The sequence below is a fragment of the Paraperlucidibaca baekdonensis genome (assembly GCF_003387535.1).
GTDB lineage: Bacteria > Pseudomonadota > Gammaproteobacteria > Pseudomonadales > Moraxellaceae > Perlucidibaca > Perlucidibaca baekdonensis.
This window is the reverse complement of sequence record NZ_QUNR01000001.1, coordinates 461650-488245: the sequence shown is the minus strand read 5'-3', so window position 1 is coordinate 488245 and position 26596 is coordinate 461650. Positions and strand designations below refer to the sequence as shown.

The window sequence follows — 26596 nt, the reverse complement described above, 5'->3', positions numbered from 1 at the left end:
CTCACCGACTATGTCATGGGCACGCTGCGCTGGACGCCGCGGCCTGAATAGTTACCCCTCAGCCGCGATGCCGCGCCAGCGCCCGCCGCGCGCGCAATGCCTTAGCGAGCTCGGCGCGCGTATGGATGCCCTGCGCCGCCAACGCCGGCACCGCCTTCAACCACAGCATCGCGGTGACCCAGGCATCTTCTAGGGCGTGATGGCGCTCCTCCACGGCAATGCCATGCCAAGCCAACCAGTCATCGAGGCTAGGCTGCGTGAAGCCAGCGGCCGGCCACGCCAACGCAAAAATATCCGCCGCCTCCAACCAGCGCCACGGCAACATGGGAAAGCCGGAGCGATACATGGCCGCCTTGATAAAGTTGCGATCATGGCCATGGTGATAGGCCAGCACCGGCGCCGCGCCAACAAACTGCGCCAGCGTGGTGATGCCCTCCTGCACATCCATGCCATCGGCGAGCTGACTGGCGGTGAGCCGATGCACCACCACGCTATCGCCCAGGCCTTGCGTGTCGGTGGTGTTCAGCGTGGCATACCATTGGCCGCCTAAACTCAAGCCGCCGGCTTCATAGGTCACCGCCGCCAACGACAGCAATTTGTTTTCCTGCGCGGAAAAGCCCGAGGTCTCAGTGTCTAAAATAATCCAGCGATCAGTCGCTAATGCCGTGTTGTCGAGCGCCGCCGCCTGCGGCCACCACGCCGGCGTATCGCGACGAATGATCTGCCACCACTGCGAAAGCTTCATAAGCCGACGCGGCTCGCCATATCACGCTGCAGGCGCTGCACTTGGCGCAAACATTCGCGCAAAATCCGCCGGTCTAGCGGGTTGAGATGATCGGGGTCGAGGCGATTGCTCATCGGCTTGCCGGCGCGCTGCTGCTCTTGATGAAGCTGCAAACGCAGCAATTGCAGATGCTGAAAGGCCTCTTCATAGGCAGCGGCATCGACATCGCGTAGGCCATCGACCAAGACCAATTGACGCAGGCGCTCGGTGGTCGACACCGCTGACACGCCATGGGCCAATGCCAGCACGCGCGCGGCCTCAACGATGATCGCCAAGGCCTCTGTTTTGATATCGAAGGTATGCGGATGTTCGCCGCCGCGGCTTAAGCGGAAGTCACGAATCTGCCCCAAGGGTGGCCGCCGGCGCAGCGCATCCTCGGTCAAAATACGGCGGAAAATATCGCGCTGCTGTGTCCATTCGAGCAACGTTTGGCGCAATGATTCGACCGCTGCGCTATCGCCCTGCACCACGCGCATATCGAAAAATATCACCGCCTCCAAGACTTTTTCCGGCGTCGGTGTGTGGATGATATTGGCGAAGCGCGCGCGCCACTCGGCCGCACTCAGGCAGCACTTAGCTTGCCCGGCCATGATGCCACCAGGGCACCAGACTAAGCCGAGGCTATCGAGCTGTTTGTTTATCTCGGTGGCCCAGACCATGAGCCGCTCTCGCACCGCTTCGGTCTCCTGCGGCTCAGCATCGAACCAGAGGCCATTGTCTTGGTCGGTATGCAGCGCCTGCTCTTCGCGCGCCTCGCTGCCAAAGCACAGCCATGTCACCGGCCGATCGGGCGCGCCATGGCTATCGTTTACCAAGCTAATGACGCGCTGCACGATCTGATCATTGAGCCGCGCAATGAGCTGCGTGATTTGATCTGCTTGCGCGCCGCGGGCCAGCAGCTGGTCGACCAATTTCGCCATGGCAGCACGGCTTGCCGCGAGCTGCTCAAAGCGCGTGGCATAGCGAATATCGCGGCTGAGGCTGACCAAATTTAAGCGCTGCAAGGCAAATAAATCGCGCTCAGCGAGCACGCCGAGCAAACGGCCATTGCGGCAAATGACCATGTGCGTGATGCCTTTTTCGGCCATCACCAAGGCCGCTTGAAAAACCGGCAGGTCGTGCTCCACAGTGATGGGGTTGGCGGTCATCCATGCCGAAATGGGCGCGTCGGGCTGCCAGCCTTCTTGCGCAAGCCGTCGGCGTAAATCGCGCAAGGTGAAAATGCCCAACGGCTTCCGACCCGAGTCGATGATCACCATGCTGCTCACGTGCGCCGTTTCCATTTGCGCCACCACCGAGGCCAACGGCGTTTCGGCAAAGGTAAATACCGGCGGGCGGGCCAATAAGCCGCTAATCGCCTGCGCCATGGAAAAATCGCTACCCAGCTGACCGGCCACGCGCTGCTGCATGTGCCGACCAACTTCGGCGAGCAAACCACTGACACCACCGAGCGCGAAATCACGAAACTGCTCGGATTCGCGCACCAGTTGCGCAAAATCTTCACGCGACCAACGCAGGCAAAAGCTATCGATCACGGCGACATGCTCGGTGCGGGTGGCGCGCTCACCGAGCAAGGCCGCCAGCGGAAAACATTCGCCGAGACCAATCTCAAACTGCACACGATCTTGCGCCTGCTCACGCCGCAGGCCTTGCACACGGCCTTGATAGACCATGAAAAAATGCTCAACCGGCGCGCCACTCGGGCTCAGCAATACCGTGCCGGCCGGGTAAAACACCAACTGCCCGTGACTCAGCAGAAACTGCAGCTCGGCCTCGGGCAGGCGGTCAAAGGGTGGGTGCTGGCGCATAAAGCGCCGCAGACTTTCGCCATGATGCTCAGTGGCTTGCGACTCGACCTGTGCCATACCGGCCTCTCGGTGACTTCAATGCCTTGAGCTTAGCAGGCCATCGAGGCCGATGACCTGCGACTAAAGTCAGAAGCGTGGCAAGCGGAACATCAGCTCAACATTGCGGTCGAGAGCCGTGCCTTGGCGGGTCATGCCAAAGCTACAGACGGCATCGAGGCCGCCATCGCTGGAGAGTTTTTGCAGGCTATTGGGGTCGAGCAGATAAAACTGGCAGCGATCATCGGCCTCGGCGAGCACGCGCGAGCGCTCGAAGCTGTGAGTGAGCACGGGGCCGCGCAGGGTGCCGGTGCCATTGCCGTTGTCGAAAACTTCAATGAGGCGTTGCTCTTGCGGGAAGTCGATGAGCGAGGCGGTCTCGACTTGCCAAAAGCCACGGCAATGCGGCAAACCATCGGCGGCGACACCGGGCTTTTTGCAGACCACGGGCGTGTTGATTTCGCCATTGCTGCCGGTTAGCGCGCCGTCCTCAGTGGCCGTCACGACAAAGGGTCGCACCCGATGAATATGCGTGTGGCCCGCCAGCCACGCCACTACATTGGGGTAGCTGGCGAGCTCCGCATCGAGCTCGGCGGCAGTAAGATCGAGTGGCACCGCCGCAGCAAACATGCCGAACTCCGCGAACGCCAGGTCCGGATGGTGCGAGAAAACCATCACCAGCTGCTTGGCTTTGTAAGCCTTGTCGAGCTCGGCTTTCATCCACTCAAATTGCGAGCGATCTACCGTGCCATCGGCGAGTGCGAAAGGGTTGCGGATGAGATCGGTGGGCAGGCGCGGATCAGTACCATCAATAACCGTGCTTAAGACGATCATGCGGAAATTACCGCTGGTGAAGGCGTAATAGCCATCATTGCGCTTGTCGTTGTCGTCGCGGCGCGCGGCATCAACCATATTGAAGCCATGACCCACCGGCAAGCTGGAGGTCTCGAAAAACTCTTGAATGAACTCTTTGGGCTGGACAATATGGCGCCGGCCGGTGGTTAAAAACGAGGCCTCGTTGATGCCGATACCGACGGGCACAGTGCCACGTAAATAGCCATCGTGATTACCAAAGGCCACGTACCACGGCGTTTTTAATGCGCTATTTTCGCAGCCCTCGTCGCCCTCGCTGCAGCGCAGAACTTGCGGCAAACCCGGCGCTTGCGTGAGGGTTTGCCGCGTCGGATCGGTGGCGCCCGTCACATCACGGCCAAGCTGCGCGGCGAGCTGATTCACAATCTGGCGCAGGGTCCGTGTGAGCGTGAACTGAAAGCTCGGATCGGCAATATCAGGATCGGGGCTTTGGCTATCGGGCACGCCACGACCCGTAAAGCGCGTGCAGGCTTGCTGAGTAATAAATGCTGGTGTGCCAGCTGGGAAATTCGCCACACAGGACTTCTCAAAGGCGCTGAGTTGGTCAAATGTGCCATCGAGATTGTCGATAAAACGTCGCGTTTCCGAGAGCGTGGTGAGGTCGGCGCTGTCGCCGGTGACGATCATAAATGACGCCGGAAAGTCTTTTAAGCAGTCGTTGCTGCGGCCGATCATATTGTTTAAGACTTCGTCGGAATACTCTTCCTGCAAGCGCTGCGCCGACTCAAACAGGGGGTTGATGGGGTCGCTGACGCCCAGGCCATTCACAGTCTGGCCTTCATCATCGATGATGTGGTCATCGGTGTAATGCAAAAAACGCAGCATCAATGCGGCATTGGCGACGCGTTGGCCGCTAGCGAGCTCGTTGCGCGTGACGAAGGCATCGGGCGCGAAGGCAGTACAGTTGGCGGCACGATTGGCTGTTGGCGTGCTCACATCAGGGGTTACATCGGGGGTGGTTGCCGGCGGCGTGACGCTGGGCGGGCGAGCATCCGCTGACGTGTTGGCAAATGAGCCACTGCTATTGCCGCCACAGGCTGCCAATAACAGGCTGGCGCAAGTCAGTGCGGGCACTAAAAATCGCATGAGCAATCTCGGTATTTTTATTGTTGTGATGCGCTATGTTACTGCAGTCCGTATGCGCCAGCCAGAGACTGGCGCCGTGGCATTAGAGTCGATATAAGACGCCGGCCTGTAAAATTGGCAGCACTTTGTATTTTGACAACTCATCTTCAATGTCGCGCTCTTCATCGCGCTGCAAGCCGAGACAGCTAGCCACGACATTGCAAGTGATATTGGCATTAACCTCGGGGTCGCCGGCGTACATCGCGCCAATGCTGAGGTGGTAGCCAAAGCCGACCTGATCCATGGGCGTCTCCCATCCCACGGTAATCGCCGGCGCAATCGACTGCGCAAAGCTCGCGTTGATGCGCGCATTATTCACCACGCCTGCATTTGGGTTGGTCGGGGTTTGCTTAAAATCACGGCCCACCAAATCGATCGAGCTGTCTTGCGCAATCACACCAAATGACACACGGAAATGCCCGCCGAATGGCGCCCAATTGACAAAAAGCTGCGGGTTGCTAATCGAGATGTCGGCGTCGTAGGTAGCTTCATCGGTTTTCACATCGCTAATGCGCTCATCAATGCCGGTATAACCCGCCGACAGACCGAGGTATTCGTTAAAACCCCATTGCACGGTGGCGCCGGCACCGGCTAAACCGACTTGCGGGGTAATGCCAAAGGTGGCGGATTGCGCCACGGTACTGACTGATAGCGCAGCGAGTGAAAAGGCGGCGGCGACTAGGGAGTGTGCGCGCATGGCGAGGTATCCTTGCAAGAAATGGGCATACAAAAATACCACAAACTCCATGGCCGTAGCGCGCTTCGTCATCTCAGACAAAGTCGCTACGCAAATGCCACACAAGCTATATCAAAAATTTTGGATATTTGCTCAGCAGCGGCTATACTGCCTGCCAACCCGGCGATCGAGGGGCGCTGCAGCAGGTCATTTTGGCAACAAAACCCTGTCAGGCTCGATTGCATTTCTAGTCAACGGCGCCCGTTCGCTCGGAGAGTCTCCTGATGAACGCTCAAGTTAATCTGCAAAACTTCACTGATTTTAAAGTCCGCGACATCACACAAGCTGCTTATGGCCGCAAAGAAATCATCTTAGCCGAGGCCGAAATGCCCGCGCTGATGGGTCTGCGCGCCACTTACGCCGCCAGCCAGCCATTAAAAGATGCGAAAATCATCGGCTGTATCCACATGACCATTCAGACCGCCGTGCTGATTGAAACACTGGTCGCCTTAGGTGCCGAAGTGCGCTGGTCATCGTGCAATATTTTCTCCACACAAGATCACGCCGCTGCCGCCATTGCCGCCGCCGGCATCCCGGTATTTGCTTGGAAAGGTCAGAGCGAAGAAGAGTTCTGGTGGTGCATTGAGCAGACCGTGTTGTCTGATGGCAAGCCGTGGGCCGCCAATATGATTCTCGATGACGGCGGCGATGTGACCGGCCTGATTCACCAGAAATACCCGCAAATGCTCGACAGCATTCACGGCATCACCGAAGAGACCACCACAGGCGTGATGCGCTTGATTGAAATGGCCGCTAAAGGCGAATTAAAAGTGCCGGCCATCAACGTCAATGACTCAGTGACGAAAGCCAAGAACGACAACAAGTTCGGCTGCCGCCACTCGCTCAATGATGCCATCAAGCGCGGCACCGACATGCTAATGATGGGCCGTCGCGCCTTGGTCGTGGGCTATGGCGACGTCGGCAAAGGCTCAGCCGCATCATTGCGCCAAGAAGGCATGATTGTGCGTGTCACTGAAGTCGATCCCATTTGCGCCATGCAAGCCTGCATGGATGGTTTCGAGCTGGTCTCGGCCTACAACAATGGCGTTGTGACCGGCGAAGACAAAGACATCAACCACCGCCTGTTGGGTGAAACGGATATCATTGTGACCACCACCGGCAACGACAAAGTCTGCGATGCCGCCATGTTGCGTGCCCTGAAAAATGGTGCCGTGGTCTGCAATATCGGCCATTTCGATACCGAAATCGACACCGCCTATATGCGCAAAAACTGGGTCTGGGACGAAGTTAAACCACAGGTTCATAAGGTCTACCGCACAGCACCAGGCTCGGAAGCCAACCCAACAGATCCCAACTACTTGATCTTGCTGTCGGAAGGCCGCTTAGTGAATTTGGGCAATGCCACCGGTCACCCCTCACGCATCATGGATGGCTCGTTTGCTAACCAAGTATTGGCGCAAATTTTCTTGTTCGGTGAGAAATTCGCTGACCTGCCGGCCGATCAAAAAGCCGCAAAAATCCGCGTTGAAGTGTTGCCGAAGAAGCTCGACGAAGAAGTCGCTGCGGCCATGGTGGTTGGTTTCGGTGGCATCATGACCAAGCTCACACAGGCACAAGCTGACTACATTGGTGTGCCAGTCGAAGGTCCCTTCAAGCCCGAGAGCTACAAGTACTGATATGAGCCATTTCAGCATCGAATTTTTCCCGGCCAAAACTGAGGTTGGCGCCGAGAAATTACGCGATGTGGCTCGCCGTTTAGGCGCCATAAGTCCCGAGTATTTCTCGGTGACTTATGGCGCCGGCGGCACCACCCGCGACCGTACCTTGGGTGCTGTGCGTGATGTGCAGGCGCTCGGCTATGCCGTGGCGCCGCATTTATCGTGCGTGGGCGACAGCAAGGCTGAAATCGCCGAGCTGCTCACCACCTACCGCGAGATGGGCATCAAGCACTTGGTGGCGCTGCGTGGCGACTTGCCATTGGATGTGGTGGCGCGCAGCAAAGAGCTGCCCTATGCCGCCGATTTAGTGCGCTTTATTCGTGAGCACAGCGGTGAGCACTTTCATATTGAGGTGGCGGCTTACCCCGAGTGCCATCCGCAAGCGGCGTGTTTGGCCGATGATGTGCGCCACTTTGTCGCCAAGGCAAATGCCGGCGCCAACTCCGCCATCACCCAGTATTTTTTCAACGCCGATTGCTACTTTCATTTCGTCGATCGCGTGCGCGCGGCCGGCTCAGATATCGCTATCATCCCCGGCATCATGCCTATTACCAACTTCAAGAATCTGGTGCGCTTCTCCGATGCCTGTGGCGCCGAAGTGCCGCGCTGGATCCGCCAACAAATCGCCAGCTACGGCGATGACAGCGCCAGCATCATTGCCTTTGGCGAGGAAGTCATCACGCGCCTCTCGCAGCAACTGCTCGATGGCGGCGCGCCCGGCTTGCACTTCTACAGCATGAACCAAGCCGAGCCCACGCTCGCGCTTTGGCGCAACCTCGGACTGCCGACCTGATGCGTCTGGCACTGAGCACACTGGCCCTCTCCGGTCTGATGCTCAGTGCCTGTAGCATGGCGCCTTTGCAACCAACCGCTGCAGCCATTAACCCAACAGCGACGGCCACCTTAGCGGCCAATGCCCAGCGTCAAGCCACGCCCGAGGCCGGTACCGGACGCTACCCCTTAAGCACCGCCAGTGCCGCGCAAGCCATGGTGGTCACCGCGCATCCACTCGCCACGCAGGCGGCACTGAGTATGTTGCGAGCCGGTGGCAGCGCCGTTGATGCGGCCATTGCCGCGCAAGCCATGTTGGGTTTAGTGGAGCCGCAATCGTCCGGCCTTGGCGGCGGTGGCTTCATGGTCCTCGCCGAAGCATTGGTCGGTTCAAGTGCGCGCGTGACCGCTGTCGATGGCCGTGAAACCGCGCCATCGGCCACGAATGCAACACGCTTTTTGCGCGCCAATGGCGAGCCCATGGCCTTCGATGAAGCCCTCGCCGATGCGCGCGCCGTGGGCATTCCCGGCGTGGTGGCGATGCTCGATCAGGCGCATCGGCGCTGGGGCAAGCTACCGTGGAGAACCTTGCTCGCACCCGCCATTGCCGCCGCACGCGCTGGCGTACCCGTGTCGGATCGTCTGCATAATTTATCGGCGAGCGATCCGCTGCTGGCACGCTCGCCGAGTTTGGCCCCGTATTTATTAGACCGCGATGGCCAGGCTTGGCCGGTAGGCCATCGGCTGAAAAATCCGGCCTACGCCACACTCCTAGAGACACTCGCTAAAAATGGTCCACGCGCGTTTTATGAAGGCGAATTGGCAACGCAACTGGTCGCGCAACTGCAAGCTGCTGGCAGCGATGTCAGTCTGGCCGATTGGCAAGCTTACGAGGCCGATGTGCTGCCGGCTCAGTGCCTAAGCATTGCGCGCATCAAGGCCTGTTCTGCGCCACCACCGAGCGGTGGCTTTAGTGTGTTGGAGATGACTGCGTTGTGGCAGCACTACCAACGCAAACAAGGCCAAGCCAGCCCCCTCAATGCCAGCAAGACCGATCTCAACACCCGTTCGCTGCATGGCCTATTGGAGGCCGAGCGCTTGGGTTTTGCCGACCGCCAGCGCTACGGTGCCGATGCGCGCTGGGTCAATGTGCCCGTGGATGGTCTGCTCAGCACGCGCTATTTGCGCCAACGTGCCGGCTTAATTTCCGACTTAGCCGCGCAAGAGACTGTTGCCGCCGGTGCGCCCAAGGGCGCCACGCTGAGCGCCACCGACCAGCAAACGCGCGAAATGGGCACCAGCCATATCAGCATCGTTGACAGCAGCGGGCGCTGGCTCGCCATGACCTCGTCCATCGAAGATCGCTTTGGCTCGCGCCTGCTTATCAATGGCCTGCTGATGAACAACCAGCTCACCGACTTCAGCTTCCTGCCCTTTCAGCAAGGCCTGCCGGTGGCCAATCGTGTCGGCCCCGGCAAACGGCCACGCAGCGCCATGTCACCGACGCTAGTCATCGATGCCAATGGTCAACCCGTCATGGCGCTAGGTTCGCCCGGCGGCAGCCGCATTTTAGGCTTTAACACGCGTCTCCTGAGTGCCTATATTGCCGGCGTGCGTGATGCTGGCGCGCTGGTCTCACTGCCCATGGCACTCAACCGCAATGGCCCCACGGAAGTTGAACAGACACTCGCAGCCGACACGATAGCTGAGCTGAAAGCCCGCGGTCATGCCGTCAAGGTCGTCGATATGGCCAGCGGCCACGGCGTCATTGTGCGCCGTGGCGGGCTTTTGCAGGGTGCCGCTGATCCTCGCCGCGAAGGCCAAGCCGCCGGCTTCTAGCACTTCACTGCCGCTTTTGCGCACGCGGAGTCTGGTACAGTCACTGACTTCATGGCCGGCCACATGCGCTGAGCCATTTTTTGCACAGGAGTCGGCATGTCTTTAACGCGACAAATCCTCATCGGCCTAAGCCTTGGCATCTTCGCTGCCACCTTGCTCGCCGGGCCACTGTCCGCTTGGCAAGCCGACGTACTGAGCCTCACCAGCGTCACCGGCAGCTTATTTCTCAACGCCCTGAAAATGGTCGCGGTGCCATTGATCGCCACCACACTGATTGCCGGCCTTGGCAAACTCGATCGCGCGCCCGGTCGCCTCGGTGCGCTAACCGCCGGCTATTACGCCATGAGCACTTTTTTAGCGGTGAGCATGGGCTTAATTTTGAGCAATGTCATTGCGCCCGGTTTGCGCGCCGGCCTCAGCGAAAGCGCCGTGGCCGGCCTGATGGCACAGTCGGCTGGCACACCGGTGTTGACCAGCAATAGTGACTGGCAAAGCACCTTACTGGGGCTAGTTCCGGGCAATATTTTCAACGCGCTCAGCAGCGGTAATTTAATTGCCGTGGTGCTGTTTTCACTGGTGGTTGGCCTCGCCTTGCGCACGCTGCCCAGCGAGCTACGCAGCGCGCAACAAAGTCTCTGGGACGGCCTACAGCAGCTGCTCATGACCATCACTCAATGGGTATTGCGCACCGCCCCCATCGGCGTCTTTGCGCTGGTCACCACCAGCGCCTCGCAAGTCGGCTGGGCCGCCGCGGAGCCATTGGCGTGGTTTGTGATTACCGTGCTGCTGGCGTTGCTGCTGCACGCGGGCCTGAGCTTAGGCCTGATTTTATGGCGCCTCGCGCGCGTCTCACCGAGGCAGCACGCACATGACATGAGTCCGGCCCTATGGACCGCCTTCTCGACAGCCTCCTCTGCTGCCACCTTGCCGGTCACGCTGCGCTGCTTAAATGAGCGCGCGAATGTGCCGCCATCGGTGACCGGCCTCACCGTGCCATTGGGCACCACCATGAATATGGATGGCACGGCGCTCTACGAATGCGTGGCGGTGTTATTTTTGGCGCAGTTATTTGGCGCCGACTTAAGCCTTGTGCAGCAACTGCTGGTGCTGTTTTTGGCACTCGCCACCTCCACCGGCATGGCCGGTATCCCTGCCGCTAGCCTCGTGGCCATCGCGCTGATTTTAGAGCGCGTGGGCTTGCCGCCTGAGGCGCTGGGCTTGCTGCTGATTACCGACAGACCATTAGATATGTGCCGCACCGCCGTCAATGTTTGGAGTGACTCGGTGGCGGCACGACTGGTCGCGCGCTATGCCGACGAGCCCACTCAGGAGCCCAGCGCATGAGCCGACCTAGCAACGCCGACATCTCGCGCCGCGATCTCGCGCACGTCTGGCACCCGTGCACGCAAATGCACGATCACGAGCAGCTGCCTTTAGTGCCGATACGCCGTGGCGAGGGCATTTGGCTGGAAGATTTCGATGGCCAGCGCTATATGGATGCCATCAGCTCTTGGTGGGTGAACCTCTTTGGCCATGCCCATCCGCAGCTCAATGCCGCGCTGCGCGAGCAGGCGGAGACGCTCGAGCATGTGATTTTGGCGGGCTTCACACACGAGGCCATTGTCGAGCTCAGCGAGCGCTTGGTGGCATTGGCACCGCCGGGGCTGACGCGCTGCTTTTATGCCGACAATGGCAGCTCGGGCATCGAAGTGGCGTTGAAAATGAGCGTGCACGCCTGGCGCAACCAAGGCTTGATGAAAAAAACGCGGTTTATTGCGCTGGAAAATAGCTACCACGGCGAGACCTTGGGCGCGCTGGGTGTCACCGATATTCCGCTGTTTTCCGAGACCTATCAGCCGCTATTGCAAGCGCCCTTGCGCGCACCCTCGCCCGCTGCACCAGCCGGTGCGCCCGATGGTGACTGCGATCGCTATTGCGATCTTGCGCTAGCCGGCATGGAGGCTTTGCTCGCCAAGCATGCCCATGAAGTCGCGGCGGTTATTGTTGAGCCCTTGGTGCAAGGTGCGGCCGGTATGCGCATGTATTCGCCGCGCTACCTCACGCGCCTGCGCGAGCTCTGTGACCAATACGCTGTTTATTTAATTGCCGATGAAATTGCCGTTGGTTTTGGCCGCACCGGCACGCTGTTTGCCTGCGAGCAAGCCAACATCACGCCGGACTTTTTGGTGCTATCGAAGGGTCTGACCGCGGGCTATTTGCCGATGTCGGTGGTGCTCACGCACGCGCGCATTTATGAGGTGTTTTACGATCGCTACGAGACGCTCAAGGGCTTTTTGCACTCGCACAGCTACACCGGCAATGCGCTCGCCGCTCGCGTGGCGCTGGCCTCGCTCGATCTTTTTGCCCAAGGCGATGTGATTGCTGCGAATCGCCAGCTGGCGCTGGTCATGGCGGAGGCTATTGCGCCGCTGCGTGCGCATCCGAAGGTCAGCAGCGTGCGCCAAACCGGCATGATCGCCGCCATTGAGCTGGTGCGCGACAAAGCCAGCGGCACGCCCTATGACTGGCGCGAGCGGCGCGGATTGGCGATTTTTCAAGCGGCATTGAAGCGCGGCTTGTTGCTGCGCCCGATTGGCCATGTGGTGTATTTCATGCCGCCGTATATCATCACGCCGGAGCAGATTCACTGGATGGTGGCGACGGCCATCGAGGCGATCGATGAGGGCCTGCGCGCACCGGCTGGTGCCAGTTCTGAGATTGGCCCAAGCATGGCTTAATGCGCAACTGAACCAGCCGCTACTGATCATATCCAGCCGTTTTTGCCTACAAGAGAGCATCGATGATCCGCTTGTATATCCCATTAGCGCTCGCGCAAGGTGCCGAGCTCGAGCTTCCCGAGGCCGCCGCACATCATTGGACGCGCGTACTGCGCGCCGCGATTGGTGATCGCGCGCTGGCCTTCGATGGCCAAGGCAGTGAGGCCGAGATCGAGCTCATCGCGGCGACAAAACGCAGCGCGCATATCCGCGTAATCGCTAGACAGTCGCCAACAGTCGAGTCGCCGCTGCACACGCACCTTGGCTTGGTGATGAGCAAAGGTGATCGCCTCGACTATGCCCTGCAAAAAGCCGTGGAAGTGGGCGTCAGCGAGATCACCTTGCTGAGCAGTGAGCGCTGTGAGCTCAAGCTACGCGGGCCGGAGGTGGTGGCCAAAAAACTAGCGCATTGGCAGGGCGTGCTAATCAGCGCCTGTGAGCAATGCGGGCGCACAGTATTACCAAAGCTACACGGCCCCGTGGCGTTGCGCGACTGGCAGGCGCAGGCCGAGCAGAAGTGGGTATTAGCGCCGAGCGTGACGGGCGGGCCAACAGCCACGATGACCAAGCCCGCCAGCGTGGCGCTGCTGATTGGCCCCGAAGGTGGCTTGAGCGCGAATGAAATTGCCGCCGCCCAAGACAACGGCTTTGCGCCGTGGCAGCTAGGACCGCGCGTGTTGCGCACAGAAACTGCGCCAGTGGCGGCTTTGGCGGTGTTGCAATGGCTCTATGGCGATGCCTAGCGCCGGCTGCAGCGTCTCAATTAACGTAGATCCATAACTGAAGGCATGGGGTTAAACCAGCGCATCCCATAACAGCTTCGCGCCCACCGCCACGGTGAGCAGCTCAAAGGCGCGCTTCACCACGCGGCTGCCAGACTTGAGCGCCCAATGCGCACCGAAATAGCCACCGAGCAATGAGCCGAGTAGCAGTGCCGGCAACCAGTGCCACATCACCGGCGCTTGTTGAGCGAGCGCAATAGCACCGGCGCCATTCCAAAATAAGCCAACCAAAATCAAGGTGTAGGTCACCGCGCGGGTGTAGTCGAGGCCGAACCAGCGCACCAGCCAGAGCGTGACAAACAAGCCGGTGCCGCTAGTCAGCGAGCCATTCAACAGGCCGATGGCAAATAGCCCGATGCCGCCCATGAGCATGCCGGCGCGGTCACGGTGTTGATGATTTGCCTGCACGCCCAAGCTCGGGCGACGCCACGAATACACACCCAGCCCAAGCGTAAGCACACCGAGTGCGGCGCGCGCGAGGGCATCGGGCAGTTGCAAGATGATTTGCGTGCCAAGCCAGACGCCTGGCAAGCCGGTGAGCAATATAAAACCGGCGAAGCGCCAGTCGATGCGCCCGCTGCTCAAATGTCTGAGCGTGGCGCCGACACCGAGCGCGACACTGGCAATTTTGTGCGTGGCCAGTGCCGTGGGAAACGCTAGCCCCAGAAACAACAACACCGGCAGCTGCAACAAACCGGCGCCACCGCCAGCCAGCGCCGACAGCGTATTGGCCAGCAGCGCCAGGCCAAAGAGCAGAGCCTGGCTGCTGGCATCGAGCATCAGACGGGCTTCGGCAAACGGTTGCTGATCAAGGTGCCCATGCCCTCATCGGTGAAGACTTCGAGCAGGCAGGCGTGTGGGACACGGCCATCGATGATGTGCGCAGTTTGCACACCACTTTTCACGGCGTCTAACGCGCAGGCGATTTTCGGCAACATGCCGCCATAAATCGTGCCATCGGCAATAAGCTCGTCGACCGCTTTGGTGGTCAGGCCGGTCAGCACTTTTTTCTCTTTGTTCATCACGCCGGGAATGTTGGTGAGCAAAATCAGCTTCTCGGCTTTCAGTGCTTCAGCGACTTTGCCCGCCACTAAGTCGGCGTTGATGTTGTATGAGGCGCCATCATCGCCAACGCCCACGGGCGCAATGACCGGGATAAAGTCGCTCTTAAACATGAGCTCCAGCACATCGGTTTTGATGCCGGCGACTTCGCCGACTTGGCCGATATCCACAGAAATATCTAAGCCCGCCGCGTCTTTTTTCGCCAAGGTCATGCGCCGCGCACGAATCAAGTTGGCATCTTTGCCGGTAAGACCAATGGCGCGGCCGCCATTTTGATTGATTAAGTTCACGATGGATTTGTTGACCAAGCCGCCAAGCACCATTTCCACAACATCCATGGTCTCGCTATCGGTGACGCGCATGCCGTCGATGAACTCGGATTCTTTACCGATGCGCTTGAGCAAATCGCCAATTTGTGGGCCGCCACCATGCACCACAATCGGGTTTAAGCCGACGGTTTTCAGCAGCACAATATCGCGCGCAAATGAGCGCTCAAGCTCGGGATCGGTCATGGCATTGCCGCCGTATTTGACCACCACGGTGGCACCATTGAAGCGCTGAATATAGGGCAGAGCCTCGGTTAAAACCTTGGCTACGTTGAGTGCTGCATCGTGCGTTAGCGCCATCGTGTTATCTCGCAAAAAATGAATTATTGACGGCCAGAGCTGCCGAAACCACCACTGCCACGCGCCGTGGCATGAAACTCATCGACCACCTCAAAGCGCGCCTGCACAACCGGCACCAAAACATACTGCGCCAAGCGTTCGCCGGGCTCGAGCGTAAACGCCGTGTGGCCACGATTCCAGCAGGAAATCATCAACTCGCCCTGATAATCGGCGTCGATCAGACCGACTAGATTGCCCAGCACAATGCCGTGTTTATGGCCAAGGCCCGAGCGCGGCAAAATCAAGCCGGCAAAGCCGGGATCGGCAATATAAATGGCTAAACCGGTGCGGATGAGTTGAGTTTCACCGGGTGCTAGCACCAGTGGCGCATCGAGTAGCGCGCGCAGGTCGAGGCCGGCTGAGCCTTCGGTGGCATAGCTCGGAAATGGCAGCTCGCGGCCAATGCGCGGATCGAGGATTTTCACTTGTAGCGCTTGCATGGAGGGTTCCTTTTAAAGCGTGTATTCGTCGCGCGCCGCTAGCCGGGCCGCCAATAGCGTGACGATCTGTCGGGCGATTTGTGGCTTGCTGGCCTTGGCTAAATCGGCGCGGCCAAGACCGGCGTGCTGCGCGTCTGACAAGGCTGCATCGCCGGCAGCATCGTCGGCTGGGCTTAGCGGCGTGGGCCAAAACACGATCATGGCATTATCGTCGCTCTGAAAGCCGATGTCGGCACGCGAGACATCATTGCAGGCGATTAAATCGAGCTTTTTGCGCGCCAATTTTGCTTGCGCATAAGCTTCCACCGCTTGCGTCTCGGCAGCGAAGCCCATCACCAAGGGTCGCTCACTGCGCGCGGCAATGCCGGCGACAATGTCGGGGTTTTTTACCAGCGTTAGCGTCATCTCGTCGCTTTTATCGCCTTTCTTAATCTTCTGCTCAGCGACTTGCGCAGGCCGGTAGTCGGCCACGGCGGCGGTAGCAATAAACACGCTGTTGGCCGCACCCACCGCCGCAAGCGCGGCATCAACGGCCTGCTCACAGGCGCTTTGCATGTCGCGCGCCGAGACCACATCGATGCGCTGTACGCGGTCGGGCGTTGGCAGCACCACCGGGCCGGCGATCAGCGTGACGCTGGCACCCGCTTCGGCACAGGCCTCGGCTAGAGCGAAGCCCATCTTGCCCGAGCTGTGATTGCTCATGTAGCGCACCGGGTCGAGCGCCTCGCGCGTGGGGCCGGCATTGATGACCACGTGGCGGCCGGTGAGCGCGCCATTGGCAAACTGCTCAGCGCATCGCGCCACGATGTCTAATGGGTCGAGCAGGCGCCCAGCACCGACATCGCCGCAGGCTTGCAAGCCGCTATCGGGGCCAAAAATGGCGACCTCGCGGGCTTGCAGCGTGATCATATTATTTTGCGTGGCCGGGTCTAGCCACATCTGTTGGTTCATCGCCGGCGCTATCGCTTTACGCGCGCCGCAAGCCAGCCAGCAGGTGGTCAGCAAGTCATTGGCCACGCCTTGGCATAAGCGCGCAATGGTGTCGGCCGAGGCCGGAGCGATGAGCAGCAAATCGGCCCATCGCGCCAGCTCAATATGGCCCATGGCGGCCTCAGCCTCTGGGTCGAGCAAATCGGTGTGCACGGTGTTGCCGGAAAGCGCCTGCAAGGTCAGCGGCGTAATGAACTCCTGCGCGGCAGCCGTCATGATGACTTGCACCTCAGCGCCGGCATCGCGCAGGCGGCGAATCAGCTCCGCGCATTTATACGCCGCGATGCCGCCGGTGACGCCCAGCAAAATTCTTTTCCGAGATAGCCGCGCCAGCATGCAATTACTCCCCATCGGGTCTATACCTTAGATATGGCGCATTTTGTCGCCGCCCATAGGCCGTTGAATGCTGCGAAAGATACCACGACAGGCCGGCGCAAGCGCGCATCACGACAAGGAGTCACTATGCGAATACACGAATGGCCACTCAGCGAACGCCCGCGCGAACGCCTGCAAAAACAAGGCGCAGCGGTGCTTAGCGATGCCGAGTTAGTAGCGATTTTATTGGGCCATGGCATCGCAGGATTTTCCGCGGTCGATATTGCCCGGCAAACACTCAATAGCACCGGCGGTCTGCGGCAGCTGCTCAATGCGCCATTTGATGAGATCAGCGCGCTGCCCGGTTGGGGGCCTGCGCGCACCTCGCGCTTGGTCGCGGCGGTCGAGTTGAACAAGCGTCACCTGCAGCAGACCGTGCTTTGCCGCGAATCGTTGTGCAGCCCGCAAGATACGCGGCGGTTTTTGAAGGCGCGGCTGCGCGACCTGCCCTATGAGGTCTTTGCCGTGGTGTTTTTGGATAATCAGCACCGCGTCATTGCCGTGGAAGATTTATTTCGCGGCACGCTTGATAGCTGCTCGGTACATCCGCGCGAGGTGGTGAAGCAGGCGCTGAAACATCAGGCCGGCGCAGTGATTCTGGCGCACAACCATCCGTCCGGTGTGGCCGAGCCGTCGCCGGCCGATCGACACATCACCACGCGCCTCAAAGAGGCTCTAGCGCTGGTGGAGGTGCGTACGCTCGATCATCTGGTCATTGGCGATGGCGAGCCGGTGTCGTTTGCTGAGCGCGGTTGGCTGTGACTTACAAGCGCATCGTCGACTGCGATTGCCAGTCAATCTGCTCGACCCAGTCCGGATGCGCCGGCTCCGTCAGCACAAAGACACTCAGCAGGCCGGCGAAGAAGATGACCTTCAGCAGGCGATCACCCCAGACCGGTAGCTCCGCCTGATTTAGGGCGCTATGCGTGGGGCCGATGTCGGCCGCTTGAGGATCACGCAGCATCCACGCCACAAACAGCAGGCCGGCCACCACCAAAAGCCATGTGCCGCCGAGCAAAATACCCATGCCCATAAACAGCGCAATGATGATGGGCATCGGCAAGAAGGCGCTGAGCCAGACCATCAGTACTGCCGTAAACAGCAGCGCCCAGGCGGTCAGGCCTAGCAGAAACACACGCACCATGACCCACGCCGAACCGCCAAGACGGTATTCGCCACGAAACAATGGCCGACGCGTCCAGTAAATGGCCAGCGCGAGCGGGCCAAGCAGCACCAGCAGCACCACCCAGGCCATCGGCGAGCGCATGTGTCGGCGCTGCGCATCTTGGTAAAGCCAAATGCACAGTGCCGCTAAGGTGAGTGCTAGCGCCGTCATGCCGTGGTCTCCGCTGGCGCCTTGTTGAGATGCTCGGCATCAGTGGCAATGTCGCGACCCAAATACAGATACATCGCTGGCACCACATAGAGCGTAAACAAGGTACCGATGGTCATGCCGGTGGCGATCACCAAGCCCATGGAGAAGCGCGATGCCGCGCCCGGGCCAGTGGCAATAAGCAGCGGAATCATTGCCAGCACAAGCGCGGCGGTGGTCATCAAGACGGGGCGCAGACGAATCGCCGCCGCCTCTTCGATGGCCAAACGCCGATCGCGGCCTTGGCGCTGCAGCTGATTGGCAAACTCAACAATCAAAATGCCGTGCTTGGCAATCACGCCTATCAGCGTCACCAGCCCCACCTGCGTATAAATATTGATGGAGGCGCCCGGCGTCTGGAACATTGCCGCGATGTTCAAACACAGCAGCGCACCGCAGATCGACATGGGCACCGTGACCAACATAATCAGCGGGTCGCGGAAGGACTCAAACTGCGCCGCCAGTACCAAATAAATAATCACCAGGGCGAAGAAAAACGTCATCACCAAGGCCGAGCCTTCGTTTTTATACTGCCGCGACTGGCCGCCATAATCGACGCTGAAGTCTTTCGGCAACGTGGTGCGCGCGGCCTCATCAAGCACGCCTAATGCTTCACCTAGCGTTACGCCGGGACGCGGCACACCCGAGAGTGATACGGCACTGAGCTGCTGAAAGCGATTCAACGATTGCGGCTGCACTGTCTCTTTCAGCGTCACCACCGTCGACAATGGAATCAGCTCACCCGTCACCGTGCGCGTGTAGTAATTTTCCAGCTGCGATGGATTCAAACGCTCCGTGCGCGTGACTTGCGGAATCACCTTGTAGGAGCGCGACTCCATGCTGAAGCGATTGGCATAGCCGCCGGAGAGCATGGCCGACATATCGGCCGCCAGCGTACTCATATTGATGCCCAACAGCGCGGCCTTCTCGCGATCAACCTCGACCTTGACCTGCGGCTTATCGATCTTCAAATCGCTTTGCATGAAGATGAATTTTTTACTGGCCATGGCCTTCGCCAGCACCTCATCACCGGCACTTAACATCGCCTCGGGCGTGGCCGTACCAGTGATGATGAACTCGACTGGAAAACCATTGCCACCACTGGGCAATGATGGCGGTGAAAACGCGGCATTTTTTAAGCCCGCAATTTGGTTGATCTCACCAGTGGCTTCCTGAAGCACAGCCTTGGTCGTGCGATCGCGCTCGGTCCACGGCTTCATCACCACACCGGAAATAGCCGTGTTGCTGCCCACCGCCGAGCCGCCGCCACCAACACCATTGAGCAAGAAATAGTTTTCTTTCTCGGGAATTGCATTGACGATTTTCGTCAGCTCATCGGTATATGACGTCAGATAATCCAATGATGAAAACGAATCGCTCTTGGAAAATACCAAGAAAAAACCTTGATCTTCTTCCGGCGCAAGCTCCGTTGGTGAGGTCTTAAATAAGAAGAAGCACGACACCAGTACGATGGCGCCGAAGGTCAAAATCACGTGTTTATCATCGAGCGCGCTATGCAATTTGCGCTGATAGCCTTGGCGCAGATTATCGAACTTCTCATCGAGCCAATGCGCGAAGCGATTGCCCTGCTCCTCGCGTTGCGGGCGCAGCAAGGCGGCTGACATCATTGGCGACAAGGTCAAGGCAATGACGCCGGAAAGCAGCACCGCGCCGGCCAGCGTAAAGGCAAACTCGACAAATAACGTGCCGGTTAGGCCGCCAATAAAGCCAATCGGCAAATACACGGCGACCAGCGTAATGGTCATCGCGATCACCGGCCCAAGCAGCTCACGCGCACCCTTGATGGCAGCATCAAAGGGCTTCATGCCCTCTTCAATATGCCGATGAATATTCTCCAGTACGATGATGGCGTCATCGACCACCATGCCAATGGCCAGCACCATTGAGAGCAAGGTCAGCAGGTTGATCGAAAAGCCCATGAGCTGCATCAGAAAGCACGCGCCGATCATCGACAGCGGCACGGTAACCGCCGGAATCAAGACACTGCGCAGTGAGCCCAAAAACAGATAAATCACCACAATGACAATCAGCACGGCCTCAATCAGCGTTTGTATCACCTCGCTGATGGCGTCGTTGATATAGCGCGTGGAATCGTAAGGAATACTTGCTTTCAGGCCCTCGGGCAGCTGCGCAATAATCTCCGGCCAGGCGTTATCGCGCAGGTCTTTAATGACATCGAGCGAGTTCGCATCGGGCGCCACTTCAATGCCCATGAAGGTGGCTTTTTTGCCATTAAACGAAACATCGGTGCTGTAGTTTTCCGAGCCCAACACCACATCGGCAATATCGCCGAGGCGAATAATCGCGCCATCGGCCGAGCGCACCACCAGTGCGCGGAACTCGTCGGGCGTACTCAAATCGGTGGAGGCGGTGAGGTCGACTTGCACCATCGAACCTTTGGTCGCACCAAGCGCGGCGAGCACGTTATTGCTGCGTAAGGCGTTGTAGACATCGCTCGCGGTAACGCCGAGCGCCGCCATGCGCTCGGGTTTCATCCAGATGCGCATGGCAAAGGTGCGATCGCCCAAAATGCGCGCGCGCTGCACACCCGGCACAGTCGCGAGCTTGGGCTCGACCACGCGCACCAAATAATCAGTGATTTGATTATTGTCGAGAATGTCAGAATAAAACGACAGATACATGGCGGCCGTGGTGTCGCCCACCGAGAGCTCCACCACCGAATCTTCGGAGTTTTCTGGCAGCTGATTGCGCAGCTTATTGACCTTGGCGGCGACTTGCGTGAGCGCCACATTGGGGTCGTAGTCGAGGCGCAAATACGCCTGAATCGAGCTCACACCCGACAAACTCGTCGATTTTATATAGTCGATGCCCTGCGCCGAGGCGATCTCGCGCTCCAAAGGCGTGGTGATAAAGCCCTGCACCAACTCGGCATCAGCACCGACATAGGTGGTCACCACATTGATCACAGCATTTTGCAGCTCGGGGTATTGCCGCACATTCAAATCGGTGGCCGAACGCAGGCCGAGCAGCAAAATAATCAAGCTGACAACAATCGCCAGCACCGGTCGCTTAATGAAAATATCGGTAAATTTCATGGTGACCTCGGCTTAGCTTTCAGCGGGCGTGGGGGCGGCTGAGGCCGGTGGCATCACGGTGTTATTGATGATGACCTTGGCATCATTTTGCAACTTCAGCAGACCGCTGGTGGCGACCGTATCGCCGGCACTTAAGCCCTCGGTAATCTCTACCAAGTCGCCGCGCGCCTCACCTGTTTTAATAAAACGACGGCGAACAATGAGCTGCTCATCGGCGGCTTTCTCAGCGCTCTGCTCGCCAGCAGCGCCCGGTTCAGCGGCTTTTGTTGGTGCCTTCACAATCACATACACCGAGTTGCCGTAGGGGTTATAGCTCACCGCAGTGATGGGCACAGCCACCACCTCGCGCACCGCTGGCAAGGCAATTTCAGCGCGCGCAAATTGGCCGGGGCGTAACGCGCGATCGGCATTGGCGACATTGGCGCGCACCTTAAAGTTGCGCGTTTGCACATCGACTTGCGGTTCAATAGCGCTGATCACGCCAGTAAAAACGCGATCGGCCTGTGCATCGAGCGTGATGTTGACCGCCTGGCCAGTGGCCACACGCAATACATCTTGCTCTGGCAAACTGAAATCAACATAGACCGGATCGAGCTGTTGCAGCGTCACCATGGTCTCACCGGGTGTTAAATACTGGCCCACATCGACCTGACGAATACCGAGCTGGCCGCTAAATGGCGCGCGAATTTGCTTTTGCGCCAGCTTGGCGCGCTGGCCATCGGCAGCCGATTGCGCAGCACGGAAATCAGTTTCAGCACGATCTAAATCCGACTTCGAGATGGCCTCTAAGGAATACAAACGCTGCAAGCGCGAGAGTTCGGATTTCGCCAGCGTGGCCTGCGACTGCAAGCGCGCCAAATCGGCCTGCTCGCTGCCCGCCGACAGTGTCACCAATAAATCGCCGCGCTTAACTTTCGCGCCCGACTCAAAGTGCACCTTAGCCACCAAGCCACCCGACTCGCTACTAATGCGCGTGCCTTGGCTGGCCACCACCGTGCCCACACCGGCAATGGTTGCCCGCCAGCTCAGCGCTTCAGCCTTTGCCGATGACACTGCCGCGGCCGGCACCGGCATCGTGTCAAAGAATTGGTTCATCATTTTATTGCCGAACCATTTCATGCCAAACAGCCCGCCAAAGACGACCGCCGTGATTATCAACATCCACATCATGCGCTTATTCATGGCTTCCTCGGCTTAATTCGCAGGGCTTAACAGAGTATCGATAGCAGCAATATCGTGCGGCGTGAGTATGCCGGCTTGCTGCTTCAATTGGAGTGTTTTCAGGAGCACGCCGTAGCGGCTTTGATCGAGTGTACGGCGCGCTTGCACCGCGCTCGACTGGGCATTGAGCACATCGACAATGGTGCGCTTGCCGGCCTCATAGCCATAGCGCGTGCCGCGTTCGGCAGCAGTAGCCGACTCCACGGCGCGCGCATAGGCATTAGCCTGCGCGCGGGCGACTTGCACATCACGGACAAGTCGCTGGGTCTCGCGGGTCAGCTCACGACTGACGCGATCACGCGCGGCCGTGGCCAATCGATGCTGCGCTTGCGCTTGGCGAATGCGGCTGACGTTGGCGCCACTGGCGAAAATCGGCACCGTCAGCTCAATGCCATACGCGGTGTTATCTGCGGCGATGCCCACCTGCGAGTCGGAGTTATCGAGACGGCCATGCGAGGCAACAAAGTCTAACGATGGCAAGGCGCTGCTACGCTGCGAGCTAATATTGGCGGTGGCGACCTCGAGCTGCGCCTGCGCTTGCAGCAGCGCCGGACTGTGGATGCGCGCGAGTTTGAGCCACGCCTCGGGCGATGTGTCGTTGAGCTCAGGCAACTCGGTGGCCTCATCAAGCACGCCCAATGGCTCATAGCCGCGCCCGGTGCTTTCATCGAGGGCATCGCGGGCGGCCGCGACATTTTGCTTGGCGGAGAGCAGCTGCGCTTGCGCCAAATCGTGACGCGCTTGCGCCTCTTTGAGATCGGTGCCGGGAATCAGCTGCACTTCATAGCGCTTACGGGTATCGGCCAACGATTTAGCCACGGCTTCGGCCTCGGCCTCGGCCAAGCGCATATCATTTTGCGCTTGCAGCACGCCCAAATAGCGCTCGGCGACGCGCGCCATCAGTGCTTGCGAATTGGCGACAAAACCCATCTCGGCGAGTCGATCTTGGGCATCGGCGCGCCGGCCACGGGCGAGAAAATCGTAGCGAAACAGCGGCTGGCGCAACACCACCGAGGCATCCCAGCCGTTGTAGCGCTCTTTGTAGCCGGTCGCGCCAGTCACTGGGTCACGAAATGGCGTGGTGCTGACCCGCGAATCGGTGGTGGTCATGGCGCCCACGGCATTAATTTGCGGCAGCCGCGTGGCACGCTCTTGCACACCGATCTCAAGGCCAGCATCGCGTTCGGCCAAGGCCGCAGCCGCCACCGGATCGGAGTTAAACGCGGCCGTCAGTGCCTCACTCAGCGTTAATGCCTGCGCCACTGGCACCACGCTCAATGCCGCGGTTAATGCGCCTAGGCGCAGGCCATTACGCCACATCATCACAGCCATCATGCAAAACCTCCGCGCGAATACGCGCAATCAGCGCATTGAGCGCCTCGTCATTGAGGGCGCTGAGCGGTTGCCAGCCCAGGCCATTAAGTAAAAATTGCAGATGCCGCGCGAGTAGGCCATAGGGCCGATGCACGGCGTATTGTTCGAGCAGCCCCTCGGCATGTGCCAACGTATGAATGCCCTGACTCATGGCCCAAAAGCCGGTGGAAATCTCTTCTGGGCTCATGCCTTGCGGCTGCAAATCGCCAGCGCGCAGGCCATCTTGCACGATGCACATGACCGCCTCGCTAATTGGCTGACTAGCGGCATGGTGCGCATCACGCCGCGCTAGGCTAGCCGCACCCCAAACCACCTCACACAGCGCGTATTGGGCTAGGCGAAAATGCTCGGGGTTGCGGCGCACAAAGACGCTGTCGGCCACCGCGATGGCAAACATGCGATCGCGCGATGATGCCTGCCACGCCGCCACGCGCTGAAACAACGCGGCGTATTCGGCGACCGACTCAGTGACCAGCGCGAGGTAGAGATCTTCTTTACTGGCGAAATGCTGATACAGCGTGCCCATGGCATGTTCGCTGGCTTTCGCCAGCTTGCTCATCTGCAAATTCAGTAAGCCATCGCGCACGATGAGCTCACGAGCCACAGCCAAAAGCCGTTGCTCGCGTTCTTCAAACTGTCGTTCGCGCCGCTCTTTGGTACCCATGCACTGCTCATCGTCCGTTGTAGCGGCTGACGCGCCGCCACATATGAATAGGCGTCGGATTCTGAACGTTATTCAGAATATGTCAACTGATCGGCAAACGGACATCGACTTGCAGCCCCGGCTGAGCATCGGCCAAGTTCACCACACCGCGATGCAGCGTCACCACCGCATGCACCAAACTTAAACCGAGCCCCAAGCCCGGTAACTGCCGCGTGCTATCGGCGCGATACAAGCGCTCAAACACCCGCCCTCGCTCAGCCTCGGCGATACCCGGGCCTTGGTCAGCGACACGCAACAACCAGCGATTGCCCTCACGCTCGCAGAGCAGCAACACACGACTGCCCGATGGCGCGTATTTAAGCGCATTATCAAAGACATTGATGAGCAGCTGAAAAAGCAAATCGCGATGGCCCTGCAAGCTGGCGTGTTCAGGAATCGACACCGCCAGCCGAATTTCGCGCGCCTCCACCAGTGGCTCGACATAGTCCACGACATCGTGGCAAAGCTGGGCTAAATCAACCGATGCAAACTCTTTGCGCAGCACGCCCGAGTCGACACGGGCAATCTTCAGCAACGCGCCAAAGGTGCTGAGTACACGATCAATATCACTGATATTTTGCTCGACCCATTGTGGCCACTCAGCCTCATTAGGGCGCGCCGCCAATGAGGCCTCCAGCCGCGCCCGGTGACGCGTCAGCGGTGAGCGTAAGTCGTGGGCAATATTATCGGTGGTGCCCTCAATGCCAGCGATCAAATGTGAGATCCGGTCAAGCATGCGATTGAGCGTGATGGCGAGTTGGTCAAACTCATCACCGCTGTTGTTGTGCGGGATGCGATGGCGCAAATCGCCATCCATAATCTGACCTGCTGATTCTCGAATAGTCTCAATCGGTCGCAGCGCCGTTCGCGTAATCACTCGCCCGGCAAACCACGCCAAGAGCATCACCACGACAAAACTCACGGTGGCACTTTGGCGCAATTTACGCTGCATGCTGTGCAGTTCGTACTCATCGAAACCCACCAAAAGACGCTCACCACCGGGCAGGTTTTGCCAGCGCGCCATTAGCTTGGTTTTACCGGGATGACTGGGGCTCGGCAAAAAATAAGTTTCGCTCACCGCGCTGACCTCTGTCGGCCACGCACGAAGATTCGATAGCACCGCGCCGCTATCAGGATCGTCATACCAATAAAATCGCTCGTGCTCTGGCGAGTTGCGTGCCATACGGTCTCGAATGAGGCTGAGCATGCCTTCGCGGCCATCGATATCGTATTCGCTCACCAGCATAGACAGCTCCGAGCTCACGCTTTCCTCAATATGCTCGTGCATAAAGCGCACGCTCATCCACTGCGTAAACGCGAGTAGCAGCACGAAGCAGAGCATCAGCATGCCGGCATTAAATAACGTGATTTTGGTGGCCGTGGAGCCGCGCCAGAAATTAGTCTTCACGAAGGCAATACCCCGCGCCGCGTAGCGTATGAATGAGCGGCGCATGCGGTGCAAAATCGACTTTCGCGCGCAGCCGCGACATGTGCACATCGATGACATTGGTTTGTGGGTCAAAATGATAGTCCCAGACGCCCTCCAGCAACATCGAGCGCGTCACCACTTGGCCGGCATGGCGCATCAAATACTCCAGCACGCGATACTCTTGTGGCTTCAGGCTTAAGAGCTTATCGCCGCGATGCACTTGGCGCGTGAGGCGATCAAGCACGAGGTCGCCCACGTGGATGTCATTGCTAGTGACCACGGTCGTCATATGCCGCCGCGTGATGACATCCAGACGTGCTAGCAATTCGCTGAGCACAAACGGCTTCACCAAATAGTCATCGCCACCGGCGCGCAGGCCCTTGATGCGCTCATCGACATGATTAAGCGCGCTGAGGATTAGCACCGGCACACGTGCACCGCTGGCGCGCAACGCCGCGAGCATCGACAGGCCATCCATTTGCGGCAGCATGCGGTCTAAGACAATGGCATCGTAGGGCTCACCGGTGGCGAGAAATAGGCCGTCACGGCCATTGTCGGCGTGATCGACTATGTGTCCAGCCTCACTCAATGCCTTGCGCAGAAAGCCGGCAATCTCAAGGTCATCTTCAACCACTAACAAGCGCATGTTTCGCCCCGTGTATTTGGTCTGCGCATAAT

At 59.1% G+C, this 26596-nt stretch carries 22 protein-coding genes and 1 riboswitch; of the genes, 7 read left to right on the top strand and 15 right to left on the bottom strand.

All coding sequences use genetic code 11. The features are described 5' to 3' along the window. Positions 1-58: 58 nt before the first annotated feature. From DFR26_RS02325 to DFR26_RS02310, 4 genes are all read right to left on the bottom strand, one after another. The gene (locus DFR26_RS02325) at positions 59-745 is read right to left on the bottom strand and encodes a 3'-5' exonuclease (protein WP_116207318.1); all 687 of its coding nucleotides are present in this window, start codon (positions 743-745) and stop codon (positions 59-61) included. Continuing rightward, positions 742-2649, bottom strand: coding sequence for a DUF294 nucleotidyltransferase-like domain-containing protein (locus DFR26_RS02320; protein ID WP_116207317.1), 1908 nt, complete (start codon positions 2647-2649; stop codon positions 742-744). The genes DFR26_RS02325 and DFR26_RS02320 overlap by 4 nt, the downstream gene beginning before the upstream one ends. Before the next feature lie 69 nt (positions 2650-2718). Continuing rightward, positions 2719-4587: a metallophosphoesterase gene (locus DFR26_RS02315; RefSeq protein ID WP_116207316.1), complete on the bottom strand. Its 1869-nt coding sequence runs from the start codon at positions 4585-4587 to the stop codon at positions 2719-2721. Between the two features lie 82 nt (positions 4588-4669). Beyond that, positions 4670-5395, bottom strand: a complete 726-nt coding sequence (locus DFR26_RS02310; protein WP_116207315.1) for a hypothetical protein — start codon at positions 5393-5395, stop codon at positions 4670-4672. Between the two features lie 90 nt (positions 5396-5485). Then, positions 5486-5572, top strand: a riboswitch (S-adenosyl-L-homocysteine riboswitch). A 14-nt stretch (positions 5573-5586) separates the two neighbouring features. On the opposite strand from DFR26_RS02310, the gene DFR26_RS02305 reads away from it, so the two are divergent. The 6 genes from DFR26_RS02305 (at position 5587) to DFR26_RS02280 (ending at position 13171) form a co-directional block, all read left to right on the top strand. Then, positions 5587-6999 (top strand): adenosylhomocysteinase, encoded by a 1413-nt coding sequence (locus DFR26_RS02305; RefSeq protein ID WP_116207314.1) that lies wholly within the window; start codon positions 5587-5589, stop codon positions 6997-6999. A 1-nt stretch (position 7000) separates the two neighbouring features. Then, on the top strand, positions 7001-7834 hold the full coding sequence (metF, locus tag DFR26_RS02300) for a methylenetetrahydrofolate reductase [NAD(P)H] (RefSeq protein ID WP_116207313.1): 834 nt from the start codon (positions 7001-7003) through the stop codon (positions 7832-7834). Beyond that, on the top strand, positions 7834-9651 hold the full coding sequence (locus tag DFR26_RS02295) for a gamma-glutamyltransferase family protein (RefSeq protein ID WP_116207312.1): 1818 nt from the start codon (positions 7834-7836) through the stop codon (positions 9649-9651). The genes metF and DFR26_RS02295 overlap by 1 nt, the downstream gene beginning before the upstream one ends. 96 nt (positions 9652-9747) lie before the next feature. After that, on the top strand, positions 9748-10995 hold the full coding sequence (locus DFR26_RS02290) for a dicarboxylate/amino acid:cation symporter (RefSeq protein ID WP_116207311.1): 1248 nt from the start codon (positions 9748-9750) through the stop codon (positions 10993-10995). After that, entirely contained in the window at positions 10992-12389 is a 1398-nt protein-coding gene (locus DFR26_RS02285; protein WP_116207310.1) for an adenosylmethionine--8-amino-7-oxononanoate transaminase, read from the top strand. The genes DFR26_RS02290 and DFR26_RS02285 overlap by 4 nt, the downstream gene beginning before the upstream one ends. A gap of 62 nt (positions 12390-12451) precedes the next feature. Beyond that, positions 12452-13171, top strand: coding sequence for a 16S rRNA (uracil(1498)-N(3))-methyltransferase (locus DFR26_RS02280; RefSeq protein ID WP_116207309.1), 720 nt, complete (start codon positions 12452-12454; stop codon positions 13169-13171). A 51-nt stretch (positions 13172-13222) separates the two neighbouring features. On the opposite strand, the gene DFR26_RS02275 is transcribed toward DFR26_RS02280, so the two are convergent. The 4 genes from DFR26_RS02275 to coaBC are packed head-to-tail and all read right to left on the bottom strand — an operon-like array spanning position 13223 to position 16703. After that, positions 13223-13990 carry a sulfite exporter TauE/SafE family protein gene (locus DFR26_RS02275; protein WP_116207308.1) on the bottom strand — a complete coding sequence of 256 codons (768 nt, stop codon included), beginning with the start codon at positions 13988-13990 and terminating at the stop codon, positions 13223-13225. Further along, positions 13990-14898, bottom strand: coding sequence for an acetylglutamate kinase (gene argB / locus DFR26_RS02270; protein WP_116207307.1), 909 nt, complete (start codon positions 14896-14898; stop codon positions 13990-13992). The genes DFR26_RS02275 and argB overlap by 1 nt, the downstream gene beginning before the upstream one ends. 23 nt (positions 14899-14921) lie before the next feature. Then, positions 14922-15377 carry a dUTP diphosphatase gene (gene dut / locus DFR26_RS02265; protein WP_116207306.1) on the bottom strand — a complete coding sequence of 152 codons (456 nt, stop codon included), beginning with the start codon at positions 15375-15377 and terminating at the stop codon, positions 14922-14924. 12 nt (positions 15378-15389) lie between these two features. Beyond that, positions 15390-16703 (bottom strand): bifunctional phosphopantothenoylcysteine decarboxylase/phosphopantothenate--cysteine ligase CoaBC, encoded by a 1314-nt coding sequence (gene coaBC, locus DFR26_RS02260; RefSeq protein ID WP_245952989.1) that lies wholly within the window; start codon positions 16701-16703, stop codon positions 15390-15392. 126 nt (positions 16704-16829) lie between these two features. On the opposite strand from coaBC, the gene radC reads away from it, so the two are divergent. Next, positions 16830-17504 (top strand): RadC family protein, encoded by a 675-nt coding sequence (gene radC, locus DFR26_RS02255; RefSeq protein ID WP_116207305.1) that lies wholly within the window; start codon positions 16830-16832, stop codon positions 17502-17504. A gap of 1 nt (position 17505) precedes the next feature. Here the strand turns inward: radC and DFR26_RS02250 are convergent, their stop codons facing one another. The 7 genes from DFR26_RS02250 to DFR26_RS02220 form a co-directional block, all read right to left on the bottom strand. Continuing rightward, entirely contained in the window at positions 17506-18078 is a 573-nt protein-coding gene (locus DFR26_RS02250; RefSeq protein ID WP_116207304.1) for a hypothetical protein, read from the bottom strand. Continuing rightward, positions 18075-21191, bottom strand: coding sequence for an efflux RND transporter permease subunit (locus tag DFR26_RS02245; RefSeq protein WP_116207303.1), 3117 nt, complete (start codon positions 21189-21191; stop codon positions 18075-18077). Before DFR26_RS02245 ends, DFR26_RS02250 begins: the two co-directional genes overlap by 4 nt. Positions 21192-21203: 12 nt before the next feature. Further along, positions 21204-22373 carry an efflux RND transporter periplasmic adaptor subunit gene (locus DFR26_RS02240; protein WP_116207302.1) on the bottom strand — a complete coding sequence of 390 codons (1170 nt, stop codon included), beginning with the start codon at positions 22371-22373 and terminating at the stop codon, positions 21204-21206. A gap of 12 nt (positions 22374-22385) precedes the next feature. After that, positions 22386-23747 (bottom strand): TolC family outer membrane protein, encoded by a 1362-nt coding sequence (locus DFR26_RS02235; RefSeq protein ID WP_116207301.1) that lies wholly within the window; start codon positions 23745-23747, stop codon positions 22386-22388. Continuing rightward, positions 23722-24450 carry a TetR/AcrR family transcriptional regulator gene (locus DFR26_RS02230; RefSeq protein WP_116207300.1) on the bottom strand — a complete coding sequence of 243 codons (729 nt, stop codon included), beginning with the start codon at positions 24448-24450 and terminating at the stop codon, positions 23722-23724. Before DFR26_RS02230 ends, DFR26_RS02235 begins: the two co-directional genes overlap by 26 nt. Before the next feature lie 82 nt (positions 24451-24532). Then, a complete protein-coding gene (locus tag DFR26_RS02225) occupies positions 24533-25942 on the bottom strand; it encodes an ATP-binding protein (protein WP_116207299.1) in 1410 nt (469 codons plus the stop codon). Next, a complete protein-coding gene (locus DFR26_RS02220; RefSeq protein WP_116207634.1) occupies positions 25887-26564 on the bottom strand; it encodes a response regulator transcription factor in 678 nt (225 codons plus the stop codon). The genes DFR26_RS02225 and DFR26_RS02220 overlap by 56 nt, the downstream gene beginning before the upstream one ends. Positions 26565-26596 lie beyond the last annotated feature (32 nt).

Bases quoted from the DNA above. Each gene is read 5' to 3' on its own strand.
- DFR26_RS02325 (WP_116207318.1), bottom strand. From the start codon at position 745: ATGAAGCTTTCGCAGTGGTGGCAGATCATTCGTCGCGATACGCCGGCG.
- DFR26_RS02320 (WP_116207317.1), bottom strand. From the start codon at position 2,649: ATGGCACAGGTCGAGTCGCAAGCCACTGAGCATCATGGCGAAAGTCTG.
- DFR26_RS02315 (WP_116207316.1), bottom strand. From the start codon at position 4,587: ATGCGATTTTTAGTGCCCGCACTGACTTGCGCCAGCCTGTTATTGGCA.
- DFR26_RS02310 (WP_116207315.1), bottom strand. From the start codon at position 5,395: ATGACGAAGCGCGCTACGGCCATGGAGTTTGTGGTATTTTTGTATGCC.
- DFR26_RS02305 (WP_116207314.1), top strand. From the start codon at position 5,587: ATGAACGCTCAAGTTAATCTGCAAAACTTCACTGATTTTAAAGTCCGC.
- metF (WP_116207313.1), top strand. From the start codon at position 7,001: ATGAGCCATTTCAGCATCGAATTTTTCCCGGCCAAAACTGAGGTTGGC.
- DFR26_RS02295 (WP_116207312.1), top strand. From the start codon at position 7,834: ATGCGTCTGGCACTGAGCACACTGGCCCTCTCCGGTCTGATGCTCAGT.
- DFR26_RS02290 (WP_116207311.1), top strand. From the start codon at position 9,748: ATGTCTTTAACGCGACAAATCCTCATCGGCCTAAGCCTTGGCATCTTC.
- DFR26_RS02285 (WP_116207310.1), top strand. From the start codon at position 10,992: ATGAGCCGACCTAGCAACGCCGACATCTCGCGCCGCGATCTCGCGCAC.
- DFR26_RS02280 (WP_116207309.1), top strand. From the start codon at position 12,452: ATGATCCGCTTGTATATCCCATTAGCGCTCGCGCAAGGTGCCGAGCTC.
- DFR26_RS02275 (WP_116207308.1), bottom strand. From the start codon at position 13,990: ATGCTCGATGCCAGCAGCCAGGCTCTGCTCTTTGGCCTGGCGCTGCTG.
- argB (WP_116207307.1), bottom strand. From the start codon at position 14,898: ATGGCGCTAACGCACGATGCAGCACTCAACGTAGCCAAGGTTTTAACC.
- dut (WP_116207306.1), bottom strand. From the start codon at position 15,377: ATGCAAGCGCTACAAGTGAAAATCCTCGATCCGCGCATTGGCCGCGAG.
- coaBC (WP_245952989.1), bottom strand. From the start codon at position 16,703: ATGCTGGCGCGGCTATCTCGGAAAAGAATTTTGCTGGGCGTCACCGGC.
- radC (WP_116207305.1), top strand. From the start codon at position 16,830: ATGCGAATACACGAATGGCCACTCAGCGAACGCCCGCGCGAACGCCTG.
- DFR26_RS02250 (WP_116207304.1), bottom strand. From the start codon at position 18,078: ATGACGGCGCTAGCACTCACCTTAGCGGCACTGTGCATTTGGCTTTAC.
- DFR26_RS02245 (WP_116207303.1), bottom strand. From the start codon at position 21,191: ATGAAATTTACCGATATTTTCATTAAGCGACCGGTGCTGGCGATTGTT.
- DFR26_RS02240 (WP_116207302.1), bottom strand. From the start codon at position 22,373: ATGAATAAGCGCATGATGTGGATGTTGATAATCACGGCGGTCGTCTTT.
- DFR26_RS02235 (WP_116207301.1), bottom strand. From the start codon at position 23,747: ATGATGGCTGTGATGATGTGGCGTAATGGCCTGCGCCTAGGCGCATTA.
- DFR26_RS02230 (WP_116207300.1), bottom strand. From the start codon at position 24,450: ATGGGTACCAAAGAGCGGCGCGAACGACAGTTTGAAGAACGCGAGCAA.
- DFR26_RS02225 (WP_116207299.1), bottom strand. From the start codon at position 25,942: ATGCGCCGCTCATTCATACGCTACGCGGCGCGGGGTATTGCCTTCGTG.
- DFR26_RS02220 (WP_116207634.1), bottom strand. From the start codon at position 26,564: ATGCGCTTGTTAGTGGTTGAAGATGACCTTGAGATTGCCGGCTTTCTG.